At 40.9% G+C, this 20801-nt stretch carries 18 protein-coding genes and 1 tRNA gene; 12 read left to right on the top strand and 7 right to left on the bottom strand.

The genetic code is table 11. The annotated features are described in order from the left end of the window. Positions 1-11 precede the first annotated feature (11 nt). The gene (gene rsgA, locus DES35_RS07645) at positions 12-941 is read left to right on the top strand and encodes a ribosome small subunit-dependent GTPase A (RefSeq protein ID WP_037358487.1); all 930 of its coding nucleotides are present in this window, start codon (positions 12-14) and stop codon (positions 939-941) included. Here rsgA and DES35_RS07640 read toward each other — a convergent pair. Beyond that, on the bottom strand, positions 935-2581 hold the full coding sequence (locus tag DES35_RS07640; protein ID WP_170125723.1) for an Ig-like domain-containing protein: 1647 nt from the start codon (positions 2579-2581) through the stop codon (positions 935-937). The genes rsgA and DES35_RS07640 overlap by 7 nt on opposite strands. A 57-nt stretch (positions 2582-2638) precedes the next feature. On the opposite strand from DES35_RS07640, the gene DES35_RS07635 reads away from it, so the two are divergent. Then, complete coding sequence (locus DES35_RS07635) at positions 2639-7267, top strand: fibronectin type III domain-containing protein (RefSeq protein ID WP_114366270.1); 4629 nt, start codon at positions 2639-2641, stop codon at positions 7265-7267. Positions 7268-7378: 111 nt separating this feature from the next. On the opposite strand, the gene DES35_RS07630 is transcribed toward DES35_RS07635, so the two are convergent. Continuing rightward, positions 7379-8359 (bottom strand): LuxE/PaaK family acyltransferase, encoded by a 981-nt coding sequence (locus DES35_RS07630; protein WP_037358485.1) that lies wholly within the window; start codon positions 8357-8359, stop codon positions 7379-7381. A 132-nt stretch (positions 8360-8491) separates the two neighbouring features. Between DES35_RS07630 and DES35_RS07625 the strand changes: the two genes are divergently transcribed. The 8 genes from DES35_RS07625 (at position 8492) to DES35_RS07590 (ending at position 13109) form a co-directional block, all read left to right on the top strand. Further along, positions 8492-8899: a hypothetical protein gene (locus DES35_RS07625; RefSeq protein WP_125039428.1), complete on the top strand. Its 408-nt coding sequence runs from the start codon at positions 8492-8494 to the stop codon at positions 8897-8899. Between the two features lie 25 nt (positions 8900-8924). Then, complete coding sequence (locus tag DES35_RS07620) at positions 8925-9704, top strand: TatD family hydrolase (protein WP_037358236.1); 780 nt, start codon at positions 8925-8927, stop codon at positions 9702-9704. Then, positions 9701-10729, top strand: coding sequence for an asparaginase (locus tag DES35_RS07615; RefSeq protein WP_084180137.1), 1029 nt, complete (start codon positions 9701-9703; stop codon positions 10727-10729). Before DES35_RS07620 ends, DES35_RS07615 begins: the two co-directional genes overlap by 4 nt. 71 nt (positions 10730-10800) lie before the next feature. Further along, positions 10801-10888, top strand: a tRNA-Ser gene (locus DES35_RS07610). Between the two features lie 40 nt (positions 10889-10928). After that, entirely contained in the window at positions 10929-11750 is an 822-nt protein-coding gene (locus tag DES35_RS07605; RefSeq protein WP_037358232.1) for a MotA/TolQ/ExbB proton channel family protein, read from the top strand. Positions 11751-11772: 22 nt separating this feature from the next. After that, positions 11773-12093, top strand: a complete 321-nt coding sequence (locus DES35_RS07600; RefSeq protein ID WP_125039427.1) for a hypothetical protein — start codon at positions 11773-11775, stop codon at positions 12091-12093. A gap of 1 nt (position 12094) precedes the next feature. Beyond that, positions 12095-12628 (top strand): ExbD/TolR family protein, encoded by a 534-nt coding sequence (locus DES35_RS07595; RefSeq protein WP_037358229.1) that lies wholly within the window; start codon positions 12095-12097, stop codon positions 12626-12628. Position 12629: 1 nt separating this feature from the next. Then, positions 12630-13109, top strand: coding sequence for an ExbD/TolR family protein (locus DES35_RS07590; RefSeq protein WP_037358226.1), 480 nt, complete (start codon positions 12630-12632; stop codon positions 13107-13109). A gap of 86 nt (positions 13110-13195) precedes the next feature. On the opposite strand, the gene DES35_RS07585 is transcribed toward DES35_RS07590, so the two are convergent. Genes DES35_RS07585 through DES35_RS07575 form a run of 3 tightly spaced genes read right to left on the bottom strand, consistent with a single transcriptional unit; the run spans position 13196 to position 16582 of the window. Next, on the bottom strand, positions 13196-14647 hold the full coding sequence (locus DES35_RS07585; RefSeq protein ID WP_037358223.1) for a tetratricopeptide repeat protein: 1452 nt from the start codon (positions 14645-14647) through the stop codon (positions 13196-13198). 54 nt (positions 14648-14701) lie between these two features. After that, positions 14702-15478, bottom strand: a complete 777-nt coding sequence (locus DES35_RS07580; protein ID WP_037358220.1) for a zinc ribbon domain-containing protein — start codon at positions 15476-15478, stop codon at positions 14702-14704. Positions 15479-15484: 6 nt separating this feature from the next. Further along, positions 15485-16582 carry a Nif3-like dinuclear metal center hexameric protein gene (locus DES35_RS07575; protein WP_084180136.1) on the bottom strand — a complete coding sequence of 366 codons (1098 nt, stop codon included), beginning with the start codon at positions 16580-16582 and terminating at the stop codon, positions 15485-15487. Between the two features lie 236 nt (positions 16583-16818). Between DES35_RS07575 and DES35_RS07570 the strand changes: the two genes are divergently transcribed. Next, positions 16819-17328 carry a DUF1648 domain-containing protein gene (locus DES35_RS07570; protein WP_125039426.1) on the top strand — a complete coding sequence of 170 codons (510 nt, stop codon included), beginning with the start codon at positions 16819-16821 and terminating at the stop codon, positions 17326-17328. A 16-nt stretch (positions 17329-17344) separates the two neighbouring features. Here the strand turns inward: DES35_RS07570 and DES35_RS07565 are convergent, their stop codons facing one another. Both DES35_RS07565 and rocD read right to left on the bottom strand, forming a co-directional pair. Beyond that, positions 17345-17965, bottom strand: a complete 621-nt coding sequence (locus tag DES35_RS07565) for a thioredoxin family protein (RefSeq protein ID WP_051889272.1) — start codon at positions 17963-17965, stop codon at positions 17345-17347. Then, positions 17962-19212, bottom strand: coding sequence for an ornithine--oxo-acid transaminase (rocD, locus tag DES35_RS07560; protein WP_051889271.1), 1251 nt, complete (start codon positions 19210-19212; stop codon positions 17962-17964). The genes DES35_RS07565 and rocD overlap by 4 nt, the downstream gene beginning before the upstream one ends. Positions 19213-19472: 260 nt before the next feature. Here rocD and DES35_RS07555 point away from each other — a divergent pair, with 260 nt between their 5' ends. After that, the gene (locus DES35_RS07555) at positions 19473-20795 is read left to right on the top strand and encodes an MFS transporter (RefSeq protein WP_037358213.1); all 1323 of its coding nucleotides are present in this window, start codon (positions 19473-19475) and stop codon (positions 20793-20795) included. Positions 20796-20801: the final 6 nt, after the last annotated feature.

Below are 20801 nucleotides of genomic sequence, written 5' to 3'. Positions count from 1 at the left end.
AAATCAGTATTTTGACAGGTTTAGTTCTGAAATCAACCGGAAGCCATTACGAAGTTTTAATTGAAAATAAAAAGATAACTGCTCGTCTGAGAGGTAAGCTGAGACTCATCTCAAACAAACACACCAACCCCGTGGCGGTAGGTGACTGGGTAGAGCTTGCAACTGATAAAAATGGAGATTACCTGATTGTACATGTGTTGGAGAGAAAAAACTACATTATCCGAAGAAGTGTCAATCTTTCGAAACAAACTCACATTTTAGCCTCCAACATCGACCTGGCATGTTTGCTGGTCACTCCTGTTTTTCCGGAAACAAGTTTTGGTTTTATTGACCGCTTCCTGGTTACTTGCGAAGCGTATTCCATACCAGCCATTCTCGTATTCAACAAAGTAGATTTGTTTCAAGGCGATATGGAAGAACTGATTGCCAACTATGAAGCCGTCTACCAAACCATCGGATACACCACCCTCCGTACTTCAGCACTTAATGGTACCGGTCTTGAAATTTTAAAAAATTTGCTTAAAGATAAAGTAACCTTATTGAGTGGTCACTCGGGAGTAGGAAAATCTACATTGATCAACGCAATCTCACCCGGACTAAATCTTAAAACCGGAGACATCAGCGAATATCACTTTAAAGGAAAACATACTACCACTTATGCAGAAATGCACCCATTAAGCTTTGGCGGATTTGTCATCGATACTCCGGGGATAAAAGGATTTGGTCTGGTAGAGATGCAACCAGAAGAAATTGGTGATTATTTTCCAGAAATTTTCCGTGAAAAGACCAATTGTCGATACAATAATTGTCTGCACATAAATGAGCCTGAATGTGCAGTGTTAAAAGCATTGAGCTTTGGCAAGATATCAGAAACAAGATACCAATCCTATCTTGCTATGCTAAACGATGAAGAAAATGGACCATACCGATCCTCTCACTGAGGAGATACGAACCTGACAAGCAATTCCTTTATAGAAATAGTCCATTCAATATCAAGCTCCCAGTTTGCTCTCAAAGAAATCTCTTCCGGGTACAAGAGAATTGGCTCGGGTAATTTTCCGGAAAATATGTCCCCTGCATTCCACAGTCCATCCTCATTTTCATCCACAAACAATTGCAAACTATAATTCCCAGGTAGTAGATTCTCCACTACAAGATCAAGAAATTCAGATTTTATTGTTTGTTGAAAAAGTGTTTTATTACCTGTCATTAATTTTAAAACAGTTCCTTTAGGTAAAGTATCCAAAGATATATGTAATCTCAATATCCCAAAGTCCTCATTTTGTAGCACTTTTATAGCAAAAAAAAGAGTATCCTCATTGTAGACAGAAGAATTGAAAAATACAGCTCCTGGAAGGAATCGTATCTTATAGGAACTATTGGGTTTTTTGTTGAAATTTATAACAACAATTCGCTCATCAAAATATACATCTTTAAACGAAATAGGTAAGGTGTCTTCCTGGAATATTGAAATTTTTGTTGTATCCATATGAGAGATGGGAAAATTCGAAAATAGGACCAGGCTATCAAGACCTGAAATTTGAGATCTTGAAATCTGTTTTAAGGCAATTTTGCCCTTCAAAGGCTCTCTTTTTCTGAGTAGTATTGTATCTGTACCAAGCTCAGATTTAACTTCAACCAAAACAGAATCTTTAATCAGATTGTTAAAAAATACCTCAATAGTATCAGCAGTCTGATTTTTAAAAAAATTTATGTCTTCATAGTTTTTAACATCCCTAACAGAAATGTTTTTAATAGGAACCTGATATGTAAAATACATGGAATGATCTGAAGTTAATTTGGCCATCAAAGGCCTGGGCTTTTTTATTTGAGGTGCTGAATAAAGTACGACCAAAGCAGTATCGGATGATAATTTCAATGGCAAAAATCCCGCATTTTCAACATCTTGCTGCAATTGAAAGCTCTTGTTTTTATCTTCAAATGTTAATATAAAAAAAGAATCGGAAGGTAAATAATTAATTTTAAAAAAACCAATAGAATCAGAGAGTGAATAATATCTAGGTTTTTTAAATACTAATGAATCCAAAGAAGTCTCTGAATATGGTATTAAGCCTACCAAAAACCCTACAGCTGGTTTTAAAGAAACGATGTCTCTGACATAGCCATAAATTGAATTGGTATCAATAAAACTTCCTGTTGAGAACACATAAGTGTAATTGAGCAAGACATTATTTTCATTTAAATCAGCTATTCCTCGACCAAAGGATATTGTGTATGTGGTGTTTGGCTTTAATTCGCCATCAAATTTTATAATCAAATTCTTTCCTTTTATGGAGTAAACTGGCTTGAAATCAGGCTCAGGGGATATTGTTATTTCACTTCTTAAATTGGTAGTAGCCAGGTATTCGTCAAATTGAATAATGATGGTTTTCGAGTCGAAATTTTTTTTAAAATTTTCAGGAATTTCCTTAACAACCCTTGGAGGTGTTTCGTCCTTTTCACCACCTGTAATTACACCAATGTTTGCGCATGCGGAAATCAGAAATATTGTTACAAATATAACTATTTTAGATTTCGTGAAAAAAAACAGCAAATTCAGAAGAAATTTAACCACCTCCATTATCATATTAAATAAGCATTTCATTAAACTAATACCTTTGATAAAAATGAAAATCATATGGCACGAACAGTACACCGAGGGTTTCTACTTCTATTTTTAGCTGTTTTAGGAACAACTTTTCCACCCAAAATTTTCGGGCAAACTTACTGCACGACGAATTTGTACACTTCAGGATGTTCCTTTGGTGATGATATCGACAATTTTTCATTTGCAAACGTCTCGCAGACTGCTACCGGTTGTCCGTCTGGAAATGTGGGATATTCTTCTTATCTAAACGATACCATTATCGTTAACCAAGGATTAACCTACACGCTAAGTATTACGACCAATTTCCAAAATCAGTATTTTGCCATCTGGATTGATACCAACAATGATGGTGACTTTGATGATCCAGGCGAATTTATCTGGGCATCGAATTCACCATCGACATTGACTTTCAGTACACAAGTTACTGTTCCTCTAAGTACCCCTACCGGTACATTTAGATTCAGGATCAGGAGCAATTACTTCTCGGCAATTCCTGCTACAGCCTCCTGCTCTACTTTTACATACGGTGAAACTCACGACTACACCATACTAGTGAACCCCGCGCCCTCTTGTTTGCCACCCTCCAACATTACTGTTCAGAATGTCAGCACTAACTCTGTCACTCTGAATTGGTCTGGCAATACAAGTACTTATAACGTAGAATATGGTACAGGTACCTTTACACCGGGGACCGGAACCATTGTCAATAATGTAACCCCTCCCTACACAGTTACAGGTTTAAGTCCGAACACTACTTATAAGTTCAATGTTCAGGCGGTCTGTACAGGAGGAAACAGCCCATGGAGCTCCGGCCCCACAGTCTCGACGCTTTGCGTACCTGCTGCGCTTCCTTACACTCCTTCTTTAGCACCTTGGCCACCTGTATGCTTTGCTGTGAATCAAGGGCAGCAACCATGGACCTTCAATCAGTCGGATTCATCTGCACGAGCTAATTTTTGGTCTTATGTGTCGGGTACCACTTTTCAGATGACTACCGGAGCAGTAAATGTAAGCGCAAATGCATGGCTTCGATACAAGTGGTCTCATCAGTACATGTCTTTTTATCCCGATGACAGGCTCATCGTAATGGCAAAAGCTACTACATCCTCCACGTGGGATACACTGAAAATTCATCAAGGTCCGACATTCAACACACCCAATTCAAGTTCCGTAAGCCCAGGCGACTATCAGGAAGAAATCCTGTTGCTGGACTCTGCTAAGTTCACTGGTCAGATTGTGGAAATACGATTTTTAGCTATTTCTGGTTTTGGACCTGATGTTTTTGTAAAGGACATCATAGTCGAGCAAGTGCCACCTTGTCCGTTTCCGACGGGCATTACGGTCACCAATATTACGGATACTTCAGCACTGGTCACCTGGGTTGCCTCTGGCGGCAGTTCATATAATATTTCTTGGGGAGCCCCCGGAAATGTTCCCGGTACTACTGTAGCTACTTCCAACACTACTTCTTATCTCATTACCGGCTTGATGCCTACGACCAACTATCAGGTGTCTGTTCAAAACAACTGTACAAATAACAACAATGGCCTAAGCACATGGTCGGCCCCGGTTTCCTTCCGCACCAAATGTGCCCCATTTACAGTAATTTATCAGGAAGACTTTGACAATCTGCCTACCGGTCAGCGACCGGAATGCTGGAGCATTGCCAACGTCGGTGGATTCGGACCCAATGCAGTTGTGGAGCAAGGCCAAACATGGCAGACTACACAACCATTCAGCAATCCCAATCACCTTGTCATCAATCAGTCAGGTGCAGATACTTTCGTGTTGATCACGCCAAAATTTGCTGACCTTGGCCAGGGAGGGAAGCAAATCAGAGCCCGTTTCGCCAGTTCAGTACCAAACGGCAAAATTACCGTGGTAAGACTGCAAAATGAGGGCAGCCTCGCTGGTCTGACGGTTGTCGATTCCATTACAGGATTGAATTCATCCTATCAGGAAAAAATTGTATATTTCATGGATACCGTAAGCTCAACACGTTATGTTGGATTTATGCTAACTGGCTCTGCTTATGCAACCTATTTTATTGACAATTTTAATTATGAGAATGTTCCTGCCTGTGTTCCCTCAACTAATCCAGCTTTAACATCCATTAGTCCTACTAGTGCTACGATCAATATTGCTACTGCCGGTCAAGGCATTGTCAGAAAATACGAATACGGTACCATCGGCTTCCTTCCTGGAGCCGGACTGGAGCTGGGTTCCGGTACGTTTACGGGATTGAGTTTTACGATCAGTGGACTTTCACCCAATACAAGTTACCATGTATATGTACGTGATAGTTGTACCTCGGGCTTGAGCCCATGGGTCGGACCTCTGGCCATAAGTACTCCTTGTGCAGCTTTGTCCTTGCCGGTATCAGAAGATTTTACTACCTGGCCCCCCTCTTGCTTTACTTTGAGTTCTAATGGAAACTTCAACTGGCAGCACGATGCCACAGCAGAAATGGCTGTAGCCCAGTTTTGGTCATTTCCTTCTGGCAACGTTGCTCTGATGAATACCCCTTATGCAATTTTGAGCGTTCCTGCACAGGTAAAGTTTAAATGGTCTCATCAATATATATCATCGTGGCCAGATACCCTGGTGGTCATTGCCAGAAAACTTTCAGGGGCTTCAGATACCCTGCTCATGCTACAGGGAGCCTCCTTTGACACACCTGGAGCAGGCACTTTAACTCCATCTTCTACAATGAGTCAGAGCATCCTCGTACTTCCTCCGGCCTATACGGGCGATACTGCAAGGATCGAGTTTCACGCCCGCAGTGGTTGGGGTCCGTATTTATTTATTGACGATGTGATTATTGAAGCTCTTCCTCCATGTCCTGATCCTATGAACCTCACATTGGATTCTAACACAGCTACGACAGCCACCTTAAGCTGGACACAATCTGGCAGTAATGCCACAAGTTGGGATCTGGAATGGGGACCAACGGGATTTTCACCAGGCTCTGCCGTGGGTACTGTGGTAAATGTAACTACCAATCCAGCCACCATTTCCGGTTTACCTGCTGGATCCTGTATCGATATTTACGTCAGAGCTAAATGCGCTACAGTTCAAGATTCAAGTGCATATATTGGTCCTGTTAACATCTGTCTTCCTTTTGAACACGATATCGAAGTGCTGAATGTACAAGGGTTAAACCCAATACAATGTGGTTCAACAAACCATCTGATCAAAGCCGTCGTTAGAAACAACGGATTCAATCCAGCTGTAAACATTCCTTTTGTGGTCAATTTAACCGGTGACATAACCCAAACTTTAAACTATACACATCCGGGGCCTATAGCATTTAATGCTACCGATACCATTACCATTGGCACAATTAATACATCCGTAGGTGGAAGCATTCAGGCTGTGGCTTATTCCAATCTTTCGGTAGATCAAAACAAAAGCAACGATACCATCAGCCTTGCCGCTGTATTTGTACCATTTGCTCCTCAGGCCGATACAGCCATCGCCTGCCAGGGTGTTGATACCATCACATTGAAAGCCAAAAACCTCCCTGGGGTGGGCTATCATTGGTTTGCATCAGCCACAGCTGCCACTCCATTGGCAAGTGGAAATACATTTTTTGTTCCAAGTATTTCAGCTCAAAATACCTACTACCTCGGATACTCCTCACAGGCCGACTCCCTGTTAACTACTACAGCAGCCGGCAACGGGCAAAATGGAAATATGTTTAATGTAGTGGTAAAATCATCAACACTTACCATCACAGGATTTACTGTTTCGCCACAAACTACTGGTCCCCAAACATTTGAGATTTATCACAAAACCGGCACGCATGTGGGATTTGAATCCAATGCAAGTGCATGGACCCTACTACAGACTTTTACAGCAGTCAATGTCACTCAAACCGGGCCTTTTACCAAGCTGACTTTGTCCACTCCAATAACTCTCTCCCAAGGCACTCACGCGTTCTATGTTACCACCACTGGTTCGACCAATGTCAACTACACCAATGGAACAGCAGTGGGAAATATACTTGCTTCAAATGCCGAACTGGACATACTGGAAGGAGTAGGTAAATCATATCCATTTGGTGCTACCTTCCAGCCCAGAAATTTCAATGGTTACATTCACTACGGTACCACCGGTTGTTCAAACATTCGCACTCCAGTGACCGTAGGTATACAGCCTATACCTACTGCTTCTTTTACATACTCCGTTACCAATTATGTAGTGAATTTCAACTCCGCAGTGACGCACGCTGACTCTGTGTATTGGACATTTGGGTCAGCTGGAAACAGCAGCCAGTTCAATCCTACAGTGACATTCCCCTCCAATGGCGTATATCCGGTTTGTCTTACTGCTTTTAACAAGTGCGGAGCCGCTACATATTGCGACACTTTGAAGTTCAACATTGGAGTGGATGAGAACCGGCTTGCCGACAGGATAAGCATATATCCAAACCCTAGTACCGGTATTTTTGAAATAACTTTCAGTGATGATCAAGCTGCCATCCCAGTTGAAATCACGGATTTGACCGGTAAAGTTCTCCTACATAGGATTTGGCTGAGCGCATCCGGAGTTTTTGCAGAAAAATTGGACCTCGGCCATCTGCCAGCAGGTAATTATCTGCTCAGAATACATAGCAGCAATGGTCTAATCAACAGAAAGCTTACCCTGGTAAGGTAGTTCAAGAAAAAGATTGCCCCCACAAAAGCCGTCTTCTTAAAAGACGGCTTTTTTCTTTTGTACTGGTGTAAAGGGAGAAGAAAACTTCTGCTAACTACAACACGATGGCACTCACATGACCATTAGGTTGCACCCTCTAGCTTCAGAATGATCATACCTCCCTGATACCTCAAAAGTTCCATCTGGATAAACCCTGCCTAAATCCTTCGTAGCTATAAAAGAACAGCTATATATGTTTGCGAGGTCAATGATGTGCAGCAATCCGGTTTTGTCGGTAAATGTTCCAAATGGGTCATTAACTTCTTTTGCCAACACCTTCATCCATGGCACCGGTCTGAAAGGAGCATCTCCAATTTTATACCCCTGCGACAGAAGCTCCGTCATACCATATTCAGAATCAATTCTTTTGGGTCGAAGCGTTGAATGCAATATGTCATGAAGTTCAGACCTTATCAGCTCCTTTCTCCTTCCCTTCATCCCCCCGGTCTCAATAATGATTGTAGTGCTCAATTCAAGGTTTCTTCTCTCCGCTAAATCCAGTAGGGCAAAAGTGACCCCAAATAGTATCAGAGGAACACCCTTGTCTGTCAACCTCTGTAACTTATCTTCTAATTCGCTGTAGTTATACAGATAAAATCCCCCATCCTTGTGTCCGCTGATACGCATCAGGCGATCGACCATATACACCAGTGACGAATCGCCCCTTTCAAGATAGGAAGGCAATACACCGATAATGCAATAGGCACCGGGCATCCCATAGAAGTACATAAAACCTCCTAAAAAACTTTTCTCATACCAGTCGAGCGATACATGATGTTCCGAAGGGATAAACCCGGTAGTAGTGCTACTTCTAAATATCGCTTCGACAGGTGCATCGTCGCAAACGACCTTGAATTGTTTGAAAAACTCTATCGGTAAAAAGGGGATTTTGTCAATATCAGTGACTGAACTGACCGATACATCGAGCAGGTTGCAATATTGACGGTATACTGAATTATGCGCGTATTGATATTTAAAAACCTCCAAGGCAAGTTCGGTAAATTTATCTGCCTGAAGATCTGGGTTCAAAAGTTCGTTTGGATCGAATTTCAACAAATTGTTTTTAATTTAGCAGCGATGGATATCCGCTGGTTCACAAAATTAATCAAACTTGCCTTTTTAACCATTTTAGTCCCAACCCTGTTTCAGGGTTGCCGGAAATTCAGCAGTTTCGATCCAATCCCAGTGATTGAATATAAAAATCACGAATTTTTCATCTCTTCACCATTGGAAATCAGAATGTTGAAAATTGAAATGACTTTTAGAGATGGTGACGGTGATATTGGCCTGAACCAGGAAGATACCCTTCCCCCCTTCGACAAGGCCAGTCCATTTTACCACAACCTCTGGATAGAACTTTACAGTCTGAAAATGGGGAATATTGAGGACACTTTCAATTTCAATGCGCGAATTCAAAATATTACTCCGAAAGGACAAGTTAAAAGTCTCGAGGGCGAAATTCAATATGAAATACCTGTGGACGGCCTGGCTGATGGAGATTCCATCCGAATAGGAATGCAGCTAGTAGACCGCGCTTTAAACGTCTCTGTGAAAGCCTTAAGTCCGGATATTCGCATACAATTTCCGCAATAGTAGGCAATGGGCTTTATTTTGCCGCATGAAACTGGTAGACACGCATTGCCATATCTATCTTAACGATTTTAATCAAGACCTCGACGAGGTGCTTTCAAAAGCCAGAACAGCTGGAGTAGAGAAGTTTTTTTTACCAAATATCGATGCCACCACACTTGAACCCCTTCACCGTCTTGTGATTGACCACATGGATGTGTATCCGATGGCAGGCCTTCATCCATCCTCTGTAAAAGAAGACTATCAAATCCAGCTAGCCAAAATTTATTCTTACCTGAAAGCCAATTCTGATAAAATCATCGCTATTGGCGAAACGGGTATTGACCTCTATTGGGATACTTCAACACTAGAAGTCCAAATTGCCTCATTTAAAGAACAAATCCGCTGGGCATTGGAATTTGATTTACCATTAGTCATTCATTCTAGAAATGCATTTAATGAAATCGCCGAGGTACTCAACCCCTTTCGCAATACTGGTCTTAAAGGTGTTTTTCACTGCTTCACCGGAGATAAAGAGCAAGCCGCCTGGATAGTAGATTTTGGATTTTATTTGGGCATAGGTGGGGTTGTAACCTATAAAAAAACTACTCTACCCGATGTTTTAAAACATGTTCCACTGGAGCGAATTTTGACGGAAACAGATGCTCCTTACCTCAGCCCGATGCCTCATAGAGGCAAGAGAAATGAGCCGGCCTTAATGGTGGAAACCGTAAAAAAACTTTCAGAAATTTACTCAAAAACCTTTAGCGAATTGGCGAGCATCACTTGGAACAATGCTAAAAATCTCTTCCCAATAGCATGGCGATGAAAAAAATTCTGGTTATCTATACCGGCGGTACTATCGGAATGTCCAAAACAGGTACAAATGGTGCCCTGATACCTGTCGAATTTGAACAACTCTACAAGCTGATTCCGGAATTGAATGACCTTCCGGCATCTATCGATTTCCACAGTTGGGAGCAGCCAATAGACTCTACAGAGATGACTCCAGAACTTTGGGTAAAGCTCGCAACACAGATTTATGAAAATTACAATCACTACAATGGTTTTGTGGTATTACATGGGAGCGATACTATGGCATTTACCGCATCGGCTTTGAGTTTTATGCTCAGAAATCTGAATAAACCTATAATTTTTACCGGCTCTCAACTCCCCATCAACATCATCCGTACGGATGGAAAGGAAAATTTGCTCACCAGTATTGAATTAGCACTTTTGGAAGATCCTGATGGTACACCAGCTATACGAGAATCCGTCATTTACTTTGAATATAAACTCTATCGAGGAAATCGCACGTACAAGCATTCTTCTGAATCCTTCAAAGCCTACTCCAGTCCAAACTATCCATTGCTTGGAGAGGCAGGACTCGAGATTACTCTCAATCATCCGTATCTGATGCCTGCGCCGGTAAACCCCCTGGAGTTCCAGCCGCAGATTGATTCAAATATTTTGAATATAAGTCTTTTTCCTGGTATAAACTTCAAATGGATTCGAAAAGTACTTGAAAACTCAGCCGAACTCAAAGCGCTGATTCTACTAACTTACGGCTCAGGCAACGCCCCCAAAGACCCGGAGCTAGGAATACTTTTAAAAAGTTTCAGAGATAGAAATATCCCCGTAATCAATATATCTCAGTGTAAATCGGGATCGGTGAAGATGGGAAAATACGAAGTAAGCCGATGGCTCATGGATTTGGATGTAATCAGCGGATACGATATGACTCGAGAAGCAGCTATCACCAAGACGATGAACATTTTACCACAGATCAAAAATCCTAATGATTTCAGAAAAATGTTTCAGACATCAATATCCGGTGAACTAACGGTAAAATAATTTAAGCCTTGTTGATGAAAATGAAATTTTGTTAAATTGCGCCCGTTTTTACGATTAATTCGTAAAATATTGGAGAGGTGTCCGAGTGGTTGAAGGAACACGCCTGGAAAGCGTGTATACCCCTAAAGGGTATCAAGGGTTCGAATCCCTTTCTCTCCGCTAAATTTTACTAAATTTAATAACCCAAATCAACAACAGTATGAGAAAAGCGCTCTCTGCACTTGCAATTTCAGCTTTAATGCTGATGTTTTCTTCTACCTCCATTGTAGCTCAGGACGAACAAACCACAGAGGTACAATCTGAGCAGACAGAAGCACAGGCCCAGGAACAAAGTGAAACATCAATCCAGGCTACTCCGGTGGAAGAAGTACAGGAAGAAAAAACTTTCCACCAAATCATCAAAGAAAAATTCATTGAAGGTGGTCCGGAGTTTATGGGAATTGTTCTTATAGCCTTAATCCTGGGTCTTGCCATCAGTATTGAAAGAATAATATATCTCAACCTGGCCAATACAAATAATGAAAAACTTATCGCCAAAGTAGAAGATGCGCTCAATAGTGGCGGTATTGAAAAAGCCAAAGAAATTTGCCGCAACACTCGTGGGCCTGTCGCATCCATCTTCTACCAGGGACTTGACAGATACAGTGAAGGAATCGACATTGTAGAAAAATCAATCGTTTCCTATGGAGGGGTAATGATGGGACAACTCGAAAGAGGAGTATCCTGGATTTCGCTCTTCATCGCACTTGCTCCAATGCTGGGGTTTATGGGTACAGTAATTGGTATGATTCAAGCGTTCGATGCAATTGAAGCTGCTGGCGATATTTCTCCTTCACTGGTAGCTGGTGGTATTAAGGTAGCGCTGCTTACCACTGTATTTGGTCTTATCGTAGCCATGATTCTTCAGGTGTTTTACAATTACATCATTGCCAAAATCGACAGCATCACCAACTCTATGGAAGAGGCTTCCATTTCTCTGATAGACCTGTTGGTCAAATACAACCATAAACAAAGTAAATAAAAAAAACTGAAAACCTCGACCTATGATAGATTTTGGTATCACATTGACCTACATATTGATAGGCATTTGCGTAGCTACAATAGTTGGGTTCGCTATATCAAAGGTTTTTACCCATTTCAGCAAAGTAAAGAATGCTCTAATCGGGATTGCTGTGTTGTTGATAATTTCTTTGGTTGGGTACACCTCTGCTGATGGAAGCGACTATGTCAATTATCCCGCTTCTATGAACATTACGGAAGTAACCTCAAAAATGGTAGCAACAGGTCTTACGACTTTCTATATTCTTACGCTATTGTCAATTGTGGCAATATTGTATGTAGAAGTTTCGAAAATATTCAAATAAAATGGCAAGAAGAGCAGCCCCGGAAATCAATGCAGGCTCCATGGCAGATATTGCCTTCCTGCTTTTGATTTTCTTTTTGGTAACTACCACAATGGATGTGGATTCCGGTATTTCCCGAAAATTACCCCCCTATGACGAACGTGAACCACCGGAGCAACCCCCCATCAAAGAGAGAAACATCCTCAGGGTATTGGTCAATAGTCAGGACCTCTTGCTAGTAGACGACCAATACATGAAACTCGAAGATCTGAAAGATTATGCAAAAAGACACATTTCAAACTTCGGTAAAGAGGATAACCTTTCTGAAAGTCCGGAGAAACACGTCATTTCCCTTCAAAACGACAGAGGTACCTCATACGAAATGTATGTAGCGGTGCAGAATGAACTGACAGCAGCTTACAATGAACTCAGAGACGAAGAATCCTTAAAGAGATTTGGGAGAAAATTTAATCTGCTGACAGAGAACCAGGCAAAAGAAATAGCAGACTACTATCCAATGAAAATTTCAGAAGCAGAACCTGTAAAACTCAAATAACATGTCAAAATTTAGAAGAAAAACAGGTAAAAGTCAACCGGCAATCTCCACTGCATCGCTTCCAGATATTGTATTTATGTTGCTTTTCTTTTTTATGGTTACAACTGTAATGCGAGAAGTTACTCTTCTGGTGCAAAACAGAAAACCCTTTGCTACTGAGATTGTAAAGCTCGAAAGGAGATCGCTTGTATCATACATCTATATTGGTCCTCCGATCAAATCGCTACAAGCCCAGTTCGGTACAGAACCCAGAATTCAGCTTAATGATCAATTTGCCACGCTGAACGACATAGGCCCATATATTGCAGACGAAAGAGAGCGCAGAAATGAAGCTGAAAGGCCACTTATGACGGTTTCAATAAAGGCGGATAAAACAGTGAAAATGGGATTGATCACAGACCTTAAATTTGAACTAAGAAGAGCACAGGCATTAAAAATTAATTATTCGACCATAAAAGGAAAACCCTTCGGAGAAAAGTAACTTTTAAAAGATTATCACTTGAAAAAAGGCTATTGTTCGTTCTATGACAATAGCCTTTTTGTTTTTCAAAAAAAATCACTTTTCGATCAGTAAGCACCCATTCTGATGAGACCGGCTTTTGCTTTTTGATGAATGCCCTCTTGGTAAGGAAAATTTTTCAATTCCAAACATTTGGAATAATAATATGTCGCCTTACCATGTATTCCAAGTTTCTCATAGAGTAAAGCGGCCTGTAAGGCCGAGTTGGCTCTGTTAAAAGCAGGCTGTTGGTGTTGAGAAAATGCTTTTTCAAAGTTTTCAATCGCCGGATATATCCATCCTTTATTCTGGTATACCCTTCCAAGTCGATAATGGTATTCAGCCATTTCGATGGGATCTTTACAGCACTTCTTTCCAGAATCAGACAAGAGAATTTCCAAAGCTTCATCCAAATATCCTCCATCAAACAATATTCTCGAGCGGATAAGAGTTAGATTTAACCGTTCTTCTGCATCTCTTTCAGCTTGTTGATCAGGTCCTATAACCGACAGCCCAACAGTTGGCACCAAAGCCATCAATGAATCCGCTTTTTTTATATCATTTGCCAGCAGGTAGTGCCATGCCAACAGACGATGTGCAGCTTTTACATGATGCATGCCTTTATAATTCTGTAAAAACGTCAAAAGACTTGTTTCACACTCCGAATCTCCGGCAGCTAACAACCCTTTACCAAACAAATAATGAAAATAATGGAGGGGAAACTGCCCTTCTTTTGGTTGGATTTGTTTGAGGATTTTAAGTGCAGTATCATTATAGCCCTGCTCCATGAGTACCTTAGCCGATACAATTGCAGTTACATAATTTTCCATCGGATCAATTCCAAAACTCTCCGGGAGGATTTCCTCATTATCCACTAATTGTTTTGCAGATATTAAAAACAGAATATTGGCCCTGGTCGAATAGATTTTGTAAGTCTTGTTGTTTAGTATGCGTCGATGTGCCTCTTTCATCAGATCCACCCCCTTTTTTACATCGCCTGTATACCCCACAAAGGACAAATATTTTCTTAGCTCGGGAGGTAAACTTCCAATAGTTGCAATCATATTACCCCAAAGAAGTTTCACAACTGGATTTTGAGGGTGCATTTTATATGCATTTTTGGATGTAGTATATGCGGTTAGGAATTCTGAAGCTGCCCTGAGCCGATTATTTAGCCTAACCTGCAGCAGACCACAATAAATGGCTATTTCAACTTCGGCTATTAGGTGATGAACATTACTAGCTGTATCGTTATTGATTTTTGACTGTATCTTTTTAAGTCTTATAATGCTCTGTTTTGTAAATACGTCTTCATCGCGAGCCGTAGCTTCTGCAAAGATCAATGCAGCCATAGCAGCTTCCACAGCCACATTTTTCGGAGCTTGCCTGGCCTCAGCTTGTAAAAGTTTAGAAGCGTCAGCTAGATAAAAATCCTGAATCCGTTCGTAGGCAAGTACTATCCTGCGAGAGTGATCAAAATATCCGTTTGTCTGATCGGGTGAGATATTTAAAATAAACAAAAAAAGGGATTTCGATACGAAACCCCTCCCAAATATTTTTGAAAACGTCTTCAATTACAATACGGAAGAGATGAGATGATTGATTTTTTCCTCTTCCTCACGCGCCAAATCAGAATCCACCAGAATCCGGCCACTGTGTTCATCGATGATGATTTTTTTTCTCGATTGAATTTCAAGCTGACGCTGAGGCGGAATGGTGAAAAATGACCCCATTGATGCTCCTCTTTCGACAGGCACCACAGCTAAGCCATTTTTCATCCGTTCTCTGATGCGACGGTAGGCTGCCAACAATCTAGGTTCTATCAAAGATGCGAATTCCTCTGATTTCTTTTTCAAGAGTTCTTCTTCCTTGGCAGTTTCGCTCATTATGGATTCAAGTTCCTGTTTTTTGAAGTCAAGATGGTTTGACAGTTCTTTTATTTTCTCTTCGGCAGTGGCTATTTGAGCATTTTTGTTTTCGATTCTGGATTTGGCCTCTTTCATCCTTTTCTCAGCCAGCTGGATCTCGAGCTCCTGGTAATCAATCTCTCTGGATATTGCTTCGAATTCTCTGTTGTTTCTTACATTTTTTTGCTGTTCTTTATATTTTGTTATTTTATCGAGACAGCTTTTTATAAAAATCTTCTTGGCTTTTATGTCGTTTTCCAGCTCGGAAATTTCATTTTTAAGCTTATCGACTCTTGTATGCAATCCTTCTATTTCATCCTCTAAGTCCTGAACTTCTAGTGGCAGGTCTCCTCGAATAGCTTTTATCTTATCGATTCTGGAATCTATCAGTTGTAAATCGTAGAGTGCTCGAAGTTTCATTTCTACGGTAACTTCCTGGCTCATAAAGTGTTAAATTGTTATTGCGGGGTTTGTATTAACTTTTGAAAGTAGGACTGCAAATGTATGGAAATTTTTCTCCAAAAATTTTGCAAATTCATTGACAATCATTATTTCACTCTCATAATGCCCCGGATCAATAATACCAAAGGAATCGTCTGCTTCAAAAAAATCATGATACTTTACATCAGCCGTGATAAAGACATCGGCGCCGGAGGCCTTAGCCTCCTGTATAAGAAAACTTCCTGATCCTCCACATATTGCTACTTTTTGTATTTTTTCCGGATGCTTTACTGAGATTTTTATTGATTTTAAATTTAAAACAGATTTGAGATGAACAATAAAGTCATCAAAATCCATTGCTTGACTAAGCTCACCCAAGCCTCCGGAGCCCGATTCCGGATCTACATTCTCCAACGGAATTATGAAATGCGCAACCTCTTCATATGGATGGGCTTTTTTCATAGCTGATAGTACAGATGTGAGTTTTCTGCCTGGTACTATTACTTCAAGTCTTTTTTCATCCACACGTTCCAGCTGACCCAGCTGCCCAATGGCCGGGTTAGAGCCCTCCAAAGGTAGAAAACTCCCTTTTCCATCAACGGAATAACCACAATGGGAATACTTGCCGATATGTCCTGCTCCAGCCTTAAATATGCTCTGCTCGACCTTTTCAAAGTCTCCTTTCGGAACAAATACGACAAGACTAAATAACCGGTCTTTACCCGATTTAAGGATTCTGAAGTTAGTAAGGCCGATTTGGTCTGAAAGCGATTTATTAAGACCGCTGACGATGTTGTCAACGTTGGTATGAACCGCAATGTGGGCTAGACCTGACTTTATCATTCGTTTGACCATTCTCTGGACTTCATTCTGTCCGGTAATCTTCTTTAAAGGCTTAAATATAAGAGGATGGTGAGTCAAAATCACCTGACAGCCCAATGAAATGGCTTCATCTATGACCTCGTTTGTGATTTCATATGCGACCAATACTTTGTGTACTTCCATATCATCGCTACCTATAAGAAGCCCTGTATTGTCATAGCTTTCACTCATGCTATCAGGTATATGCGTGGACAAACTGGCTAAAATGTTCTTTAATTTTTCCATATTTATTCCCGTTTGCTTTCTATTCTTTTTATGTACTCAAATGTACAGGCGCAATCAAAAGTGAAAGTTCATAGGATTGTTTTCTTTTTTAATGAACCTTGTTTAAACTGTAAGTAAAGAAATTGTTTTTATTTCATGTAAAAAGGTGTATTTACTTTTTCAAATCAATAATTTTTTTTGTGAGTATTGCATATATATTTGTGAAGCTATTTCTTTGATGCTTTAAAGCAATGGTCGTGAAAAAGCCTCTAAAGCTCTTACTTGTGATAGATTATCTGCTTGAGAGTCTGGCCATTGTGCTGATAATTATATCGTTTTTTATCGTATTTGATTCTTATTCCAGGCTTCCGGATGAAATCTACATATCTTACGGCCTGAATGGACTACCCGACAAAGCAGGTCACAAATCGAATCTTTACTTTCTTCCATTCATGGCTTTACTGCTGTACGCATTGCTCTCATCCCTTCAGAAAAATCCAGATCTTCTGCTATCGCCAAATACCAATGATGATCATAGAAGAGATATTTCGGAAAGATTTCTAATTAAACTCCTTACGATTTGTAAGCTGATTGTTTCTACAGGTAGTTTGATAATCGTCTACCGATCCATTTGGTTTCCAATAGGTTATGATCCATTATCGCCTAATTTGTTTTCGATTATCGTCTTTGTAATTTTATCTGTTCCGATTATTTTGCTGATTCTTAAGTTTGCCTTTGAATTAAAACGTCGAAAAAGCAGAGTGTAGGGTATTGTATTAAAGATTAAAAGTACGTACTGGAATGTGACTTTAAAACTTCCTGTACTTCCAAAAAAGTATGCACCCCCTTATCTCGGTTATACCATAGCTGAAGTTTGTGAATGATAGTGTTCAAATCGCTTGTACTGGATTTCAGGCGGTTGTACAATTTCTGCGCATCAGCTGGTCTGGGACCCCAGCTGCCCAACTCATTGAGTTCAGTGTCGAGTATGATTACTTTAGGAATGCTGCGACTGCCATTTGTCAGGTAAGCGTCCATCAAATCCGGATGCTCATCTCGGTAAAGGAGTTTCAATTCAAGGCCATTCTGTTTGCAGATAAAGTAAAGTATTGGAAGGATATGCGCTGCATCCCCACACCAGCTTTCTGTGAGTGTGAGAAGTACGAGAGACTTTTGTACCGAAAAGCTGAATGTAAAAGATGTTGGCTTCAATACTTTTAACCAGCGATTCATTCGCTGGTAATTCATTGCTATATAAGTATGATAGCTATTCTGTTTCTGAACACTTTCCGGGTATGGTTGGGATAAAATTTGTTCAATCTGATAGAGATATTCATCAAAAGAAAAAGCTTTGGCAACTTTTGAAGAGAGCCAAAGCTTACGGTCTGTAGTAGTGCTTATCATTTTTTAAACTCAAGAAAAACTTCAGTCAGTATATCGAGAGCTTCCTGCATTTGTTCTTTATCTATGACCAGAGGAGGTGCAAACCGAATAATATTTCCGTGTGTAGGTTTTGCCAGAAGGCCTTTATCTTTAAGCGACAGACATAGATTCCAGGCAGTTTTACTGTCCGGGCTATCATTAATCTGAACGGCATTTAGCAGGCCCTTTCCTCTCACATCTGAAATCAAATCAGGTCTTTGATTCATCACTTCCGTCATTTTTTGTCTGAACATCTCTCCCATTATTCGGGCATTAGCTGGTAAATCCTCATCTATGACCACACGAAGAGCTGCCATAGCTACAGTGCACGCCAGAGGATTGCCACCAAAGGTGCTGCCGTGTTGCCCGGGTCTGATGGTGAGCATCACCTCACTATCTGCCAGGACTGCAGAGACTGGCATCACACCACCTGAAAGAGCTTTGCCCAGGATAAGTATATCAGGGCGGGCGTCTTCGTAGTCAGTGGCCAGCATCTTGCCAGAGCGGCCAATTCCTGTTTGTACTTCATCGGCTATAAATAAGACATTGTATTTGGTACACAATTTTCTGACTCCTGCCAGATATCCCTCGTCAGGGACAATCACTCCGGCCTCTCCCTGAATGGGCTCTACCATAAAGGCAGCTATGTTGGGATTGGACGAAAGATGTGCTTCCAATGCTGCAAGGTCATTGTACGGTATAATCTGAAAGCCGGGCAAAAATGGGCCGTAATTAGTATAGCTTTCCGGATCAGTGGACGAGCTGATGGCTGCAAGTGTCCTCCCCCAGAAATTGTTTTCAGCAAAGAGTATAATTGCCTGATTTTGGGGTATTTTCTTTATTTCATAGGCCCACTTCCTAGCGAGTTTGACGGCAGTTTCACCCCCTTCTACTCCGGTATTCATCGGTAGCACCCGCTCATAACCAAAGAGTTCGCAGATGTATCTTTCGAAGATGCCCAATACACTGTTGTGAAATGCTCGGGAAGTGAGGGTGAGTTTCTGTGCCTGTCCGATAAGAGCATTGATTATTTTCGGATGACAATGCCCCTGATTAACAGCAGAATAAGCTGAGAGAAAGTCAAAATATTTTTTTCCTTCTACATCCCAGACATAGACCCCTTTTCCCCGGTCAATCACCACCGGGATGGGGTGATAATTGTGTGCGCCGTATTTGTATTCCAATTCGATGGCCAATGCAGAGGTAATCTCTTCCATTTGAGAAATCATAGCAAAATTCTTTATACAAGTATTTGTCACAAAAGTAAGGCTTTTAAGAGAGCACTCTAAATAAAATGAATTTTAATGGCCGATAACCATGGGTTTCAATTGTGCAATAATGCCCATGAATGCATTTCAAAGATAATGACCAGAAGTATGGATCAGCATGGAGCCCCATTCAATACAGCAATAGAAGTGATGTCCTCTTAAAAATGACTATTTATTTTTAAAGTAAAAGCACCTCCCTATCTTCGCCCGAAATTTTTTGCATGTACAGACGCAAGCTGCCTAAAGAACAATGGACATGGGCATTTTATGACTGGGCAAATTCTGTGTATTCACTTGTAATTGGCACAGCGATTTTTCCGATTTATTTCGCTTCTGTCACGTCAGCTGGTAATGGGGCGGTTCAGTTTCTCGGCAGAACTTTTGCCAATTCCGAAATTTACAGTTATTCTCTGTCTTTGAGCTTTTTGTTGGTAGCAATTGTATCCCCTATTTTATCGGGTATAGCGGATTCTACCGGTAGCAAAAAGAAATTTTTGCAATTTTTCTGCTACCTGGGAGCCTTGAGCTCAACGGCATTGTACTTTTTTACGAGCGAAAATCAGGTAATTGCAGCCTTGGCGCTCAGTATTTTAGCAAGTATTGGTTTTTGGGGCAGTATTGTATTTTACAATTCCTATTTACCGGAAATAGCACCACCTGAACAACATGATGAACTGAGTGCCAGAGGTTATTCATTAGGTTACCTCGGAAGCAGCTTGCTGCTGATTATAAATTTAATTACAATCACTTATCCCGAAACTTTCGGTTTTAAAAATGCAGCTCACGCTACCAGATTTAGCTTTCTGACCGTTGGCATCTGGTGGGCGGGTTTTGCTCAGATTACGTTTAAATACCTGCCCAAGACCCATAGAACAAACCGATTCAGAAGGGGATACCTGGTATCAGGATATATCCGAATCAGGCAAGTCTTTAAACAAATCATGCGAATGCCATATGTAAAATTGTATCTGTTTTCTTTTTTTCTCTTTAGCGTCGGTGTGCAAACCATTATTTTGATTGCCACCTTGTTTGGCAGTCAGGAGCTAAAGCTCGAGAGCAATCAACTAATTCTCACCATACTTCTGATACAGTTTTTTGGAATAGCCGGAGCACAATTGTTTGCTTTTATTTCCTCAAAAGTAGGCAACATCCGAGCGCTGATGGTGAATGTAAGTATCTGGATTACTGTATCCACTATGGCATACTTCCTTGACGCAAACGATGCATATGTGATGTACAAATTTTTTGCCCTGGGGAGTACCGTCGGACTTATAATGGGGGGCATTCAGTCCCTGGCACGCTCCACTTATTCCAAAATGATCCCCCCTACTGAAAACACAGTAAGTTTTTTCAGTTTTTATGACATAACTGAAAAAATTGCAATCGTAGTGGGTACTTTCCTCTACGGGGCCATCATTGGCATCACAGGCAGTATGAAATCATCAGCACTTATGTTGGCCGTTTTCTTTTTACTGGCCATCATCTTCTTATCAGGAGTGAAAATGAGAGAAGTCCGAAAGAAAAAAGCTTCCAGATACATTTAGTTTCAC

This window comes from Schleiferia thermophila, assembly GCF_003337435.1.
In the GTDB taxonomy this organism is placed as follows: Bacteria; Bacteroidota; Bacteroidia; order Flavobacteriales; family Schleiferiaceae; genus Schleiferia; species Schleiferia thermophila.
Note: the sequence above shows the minus strand (reverse complement) of the source record. Positions and strands in the feature narration are given on the sequence as shown.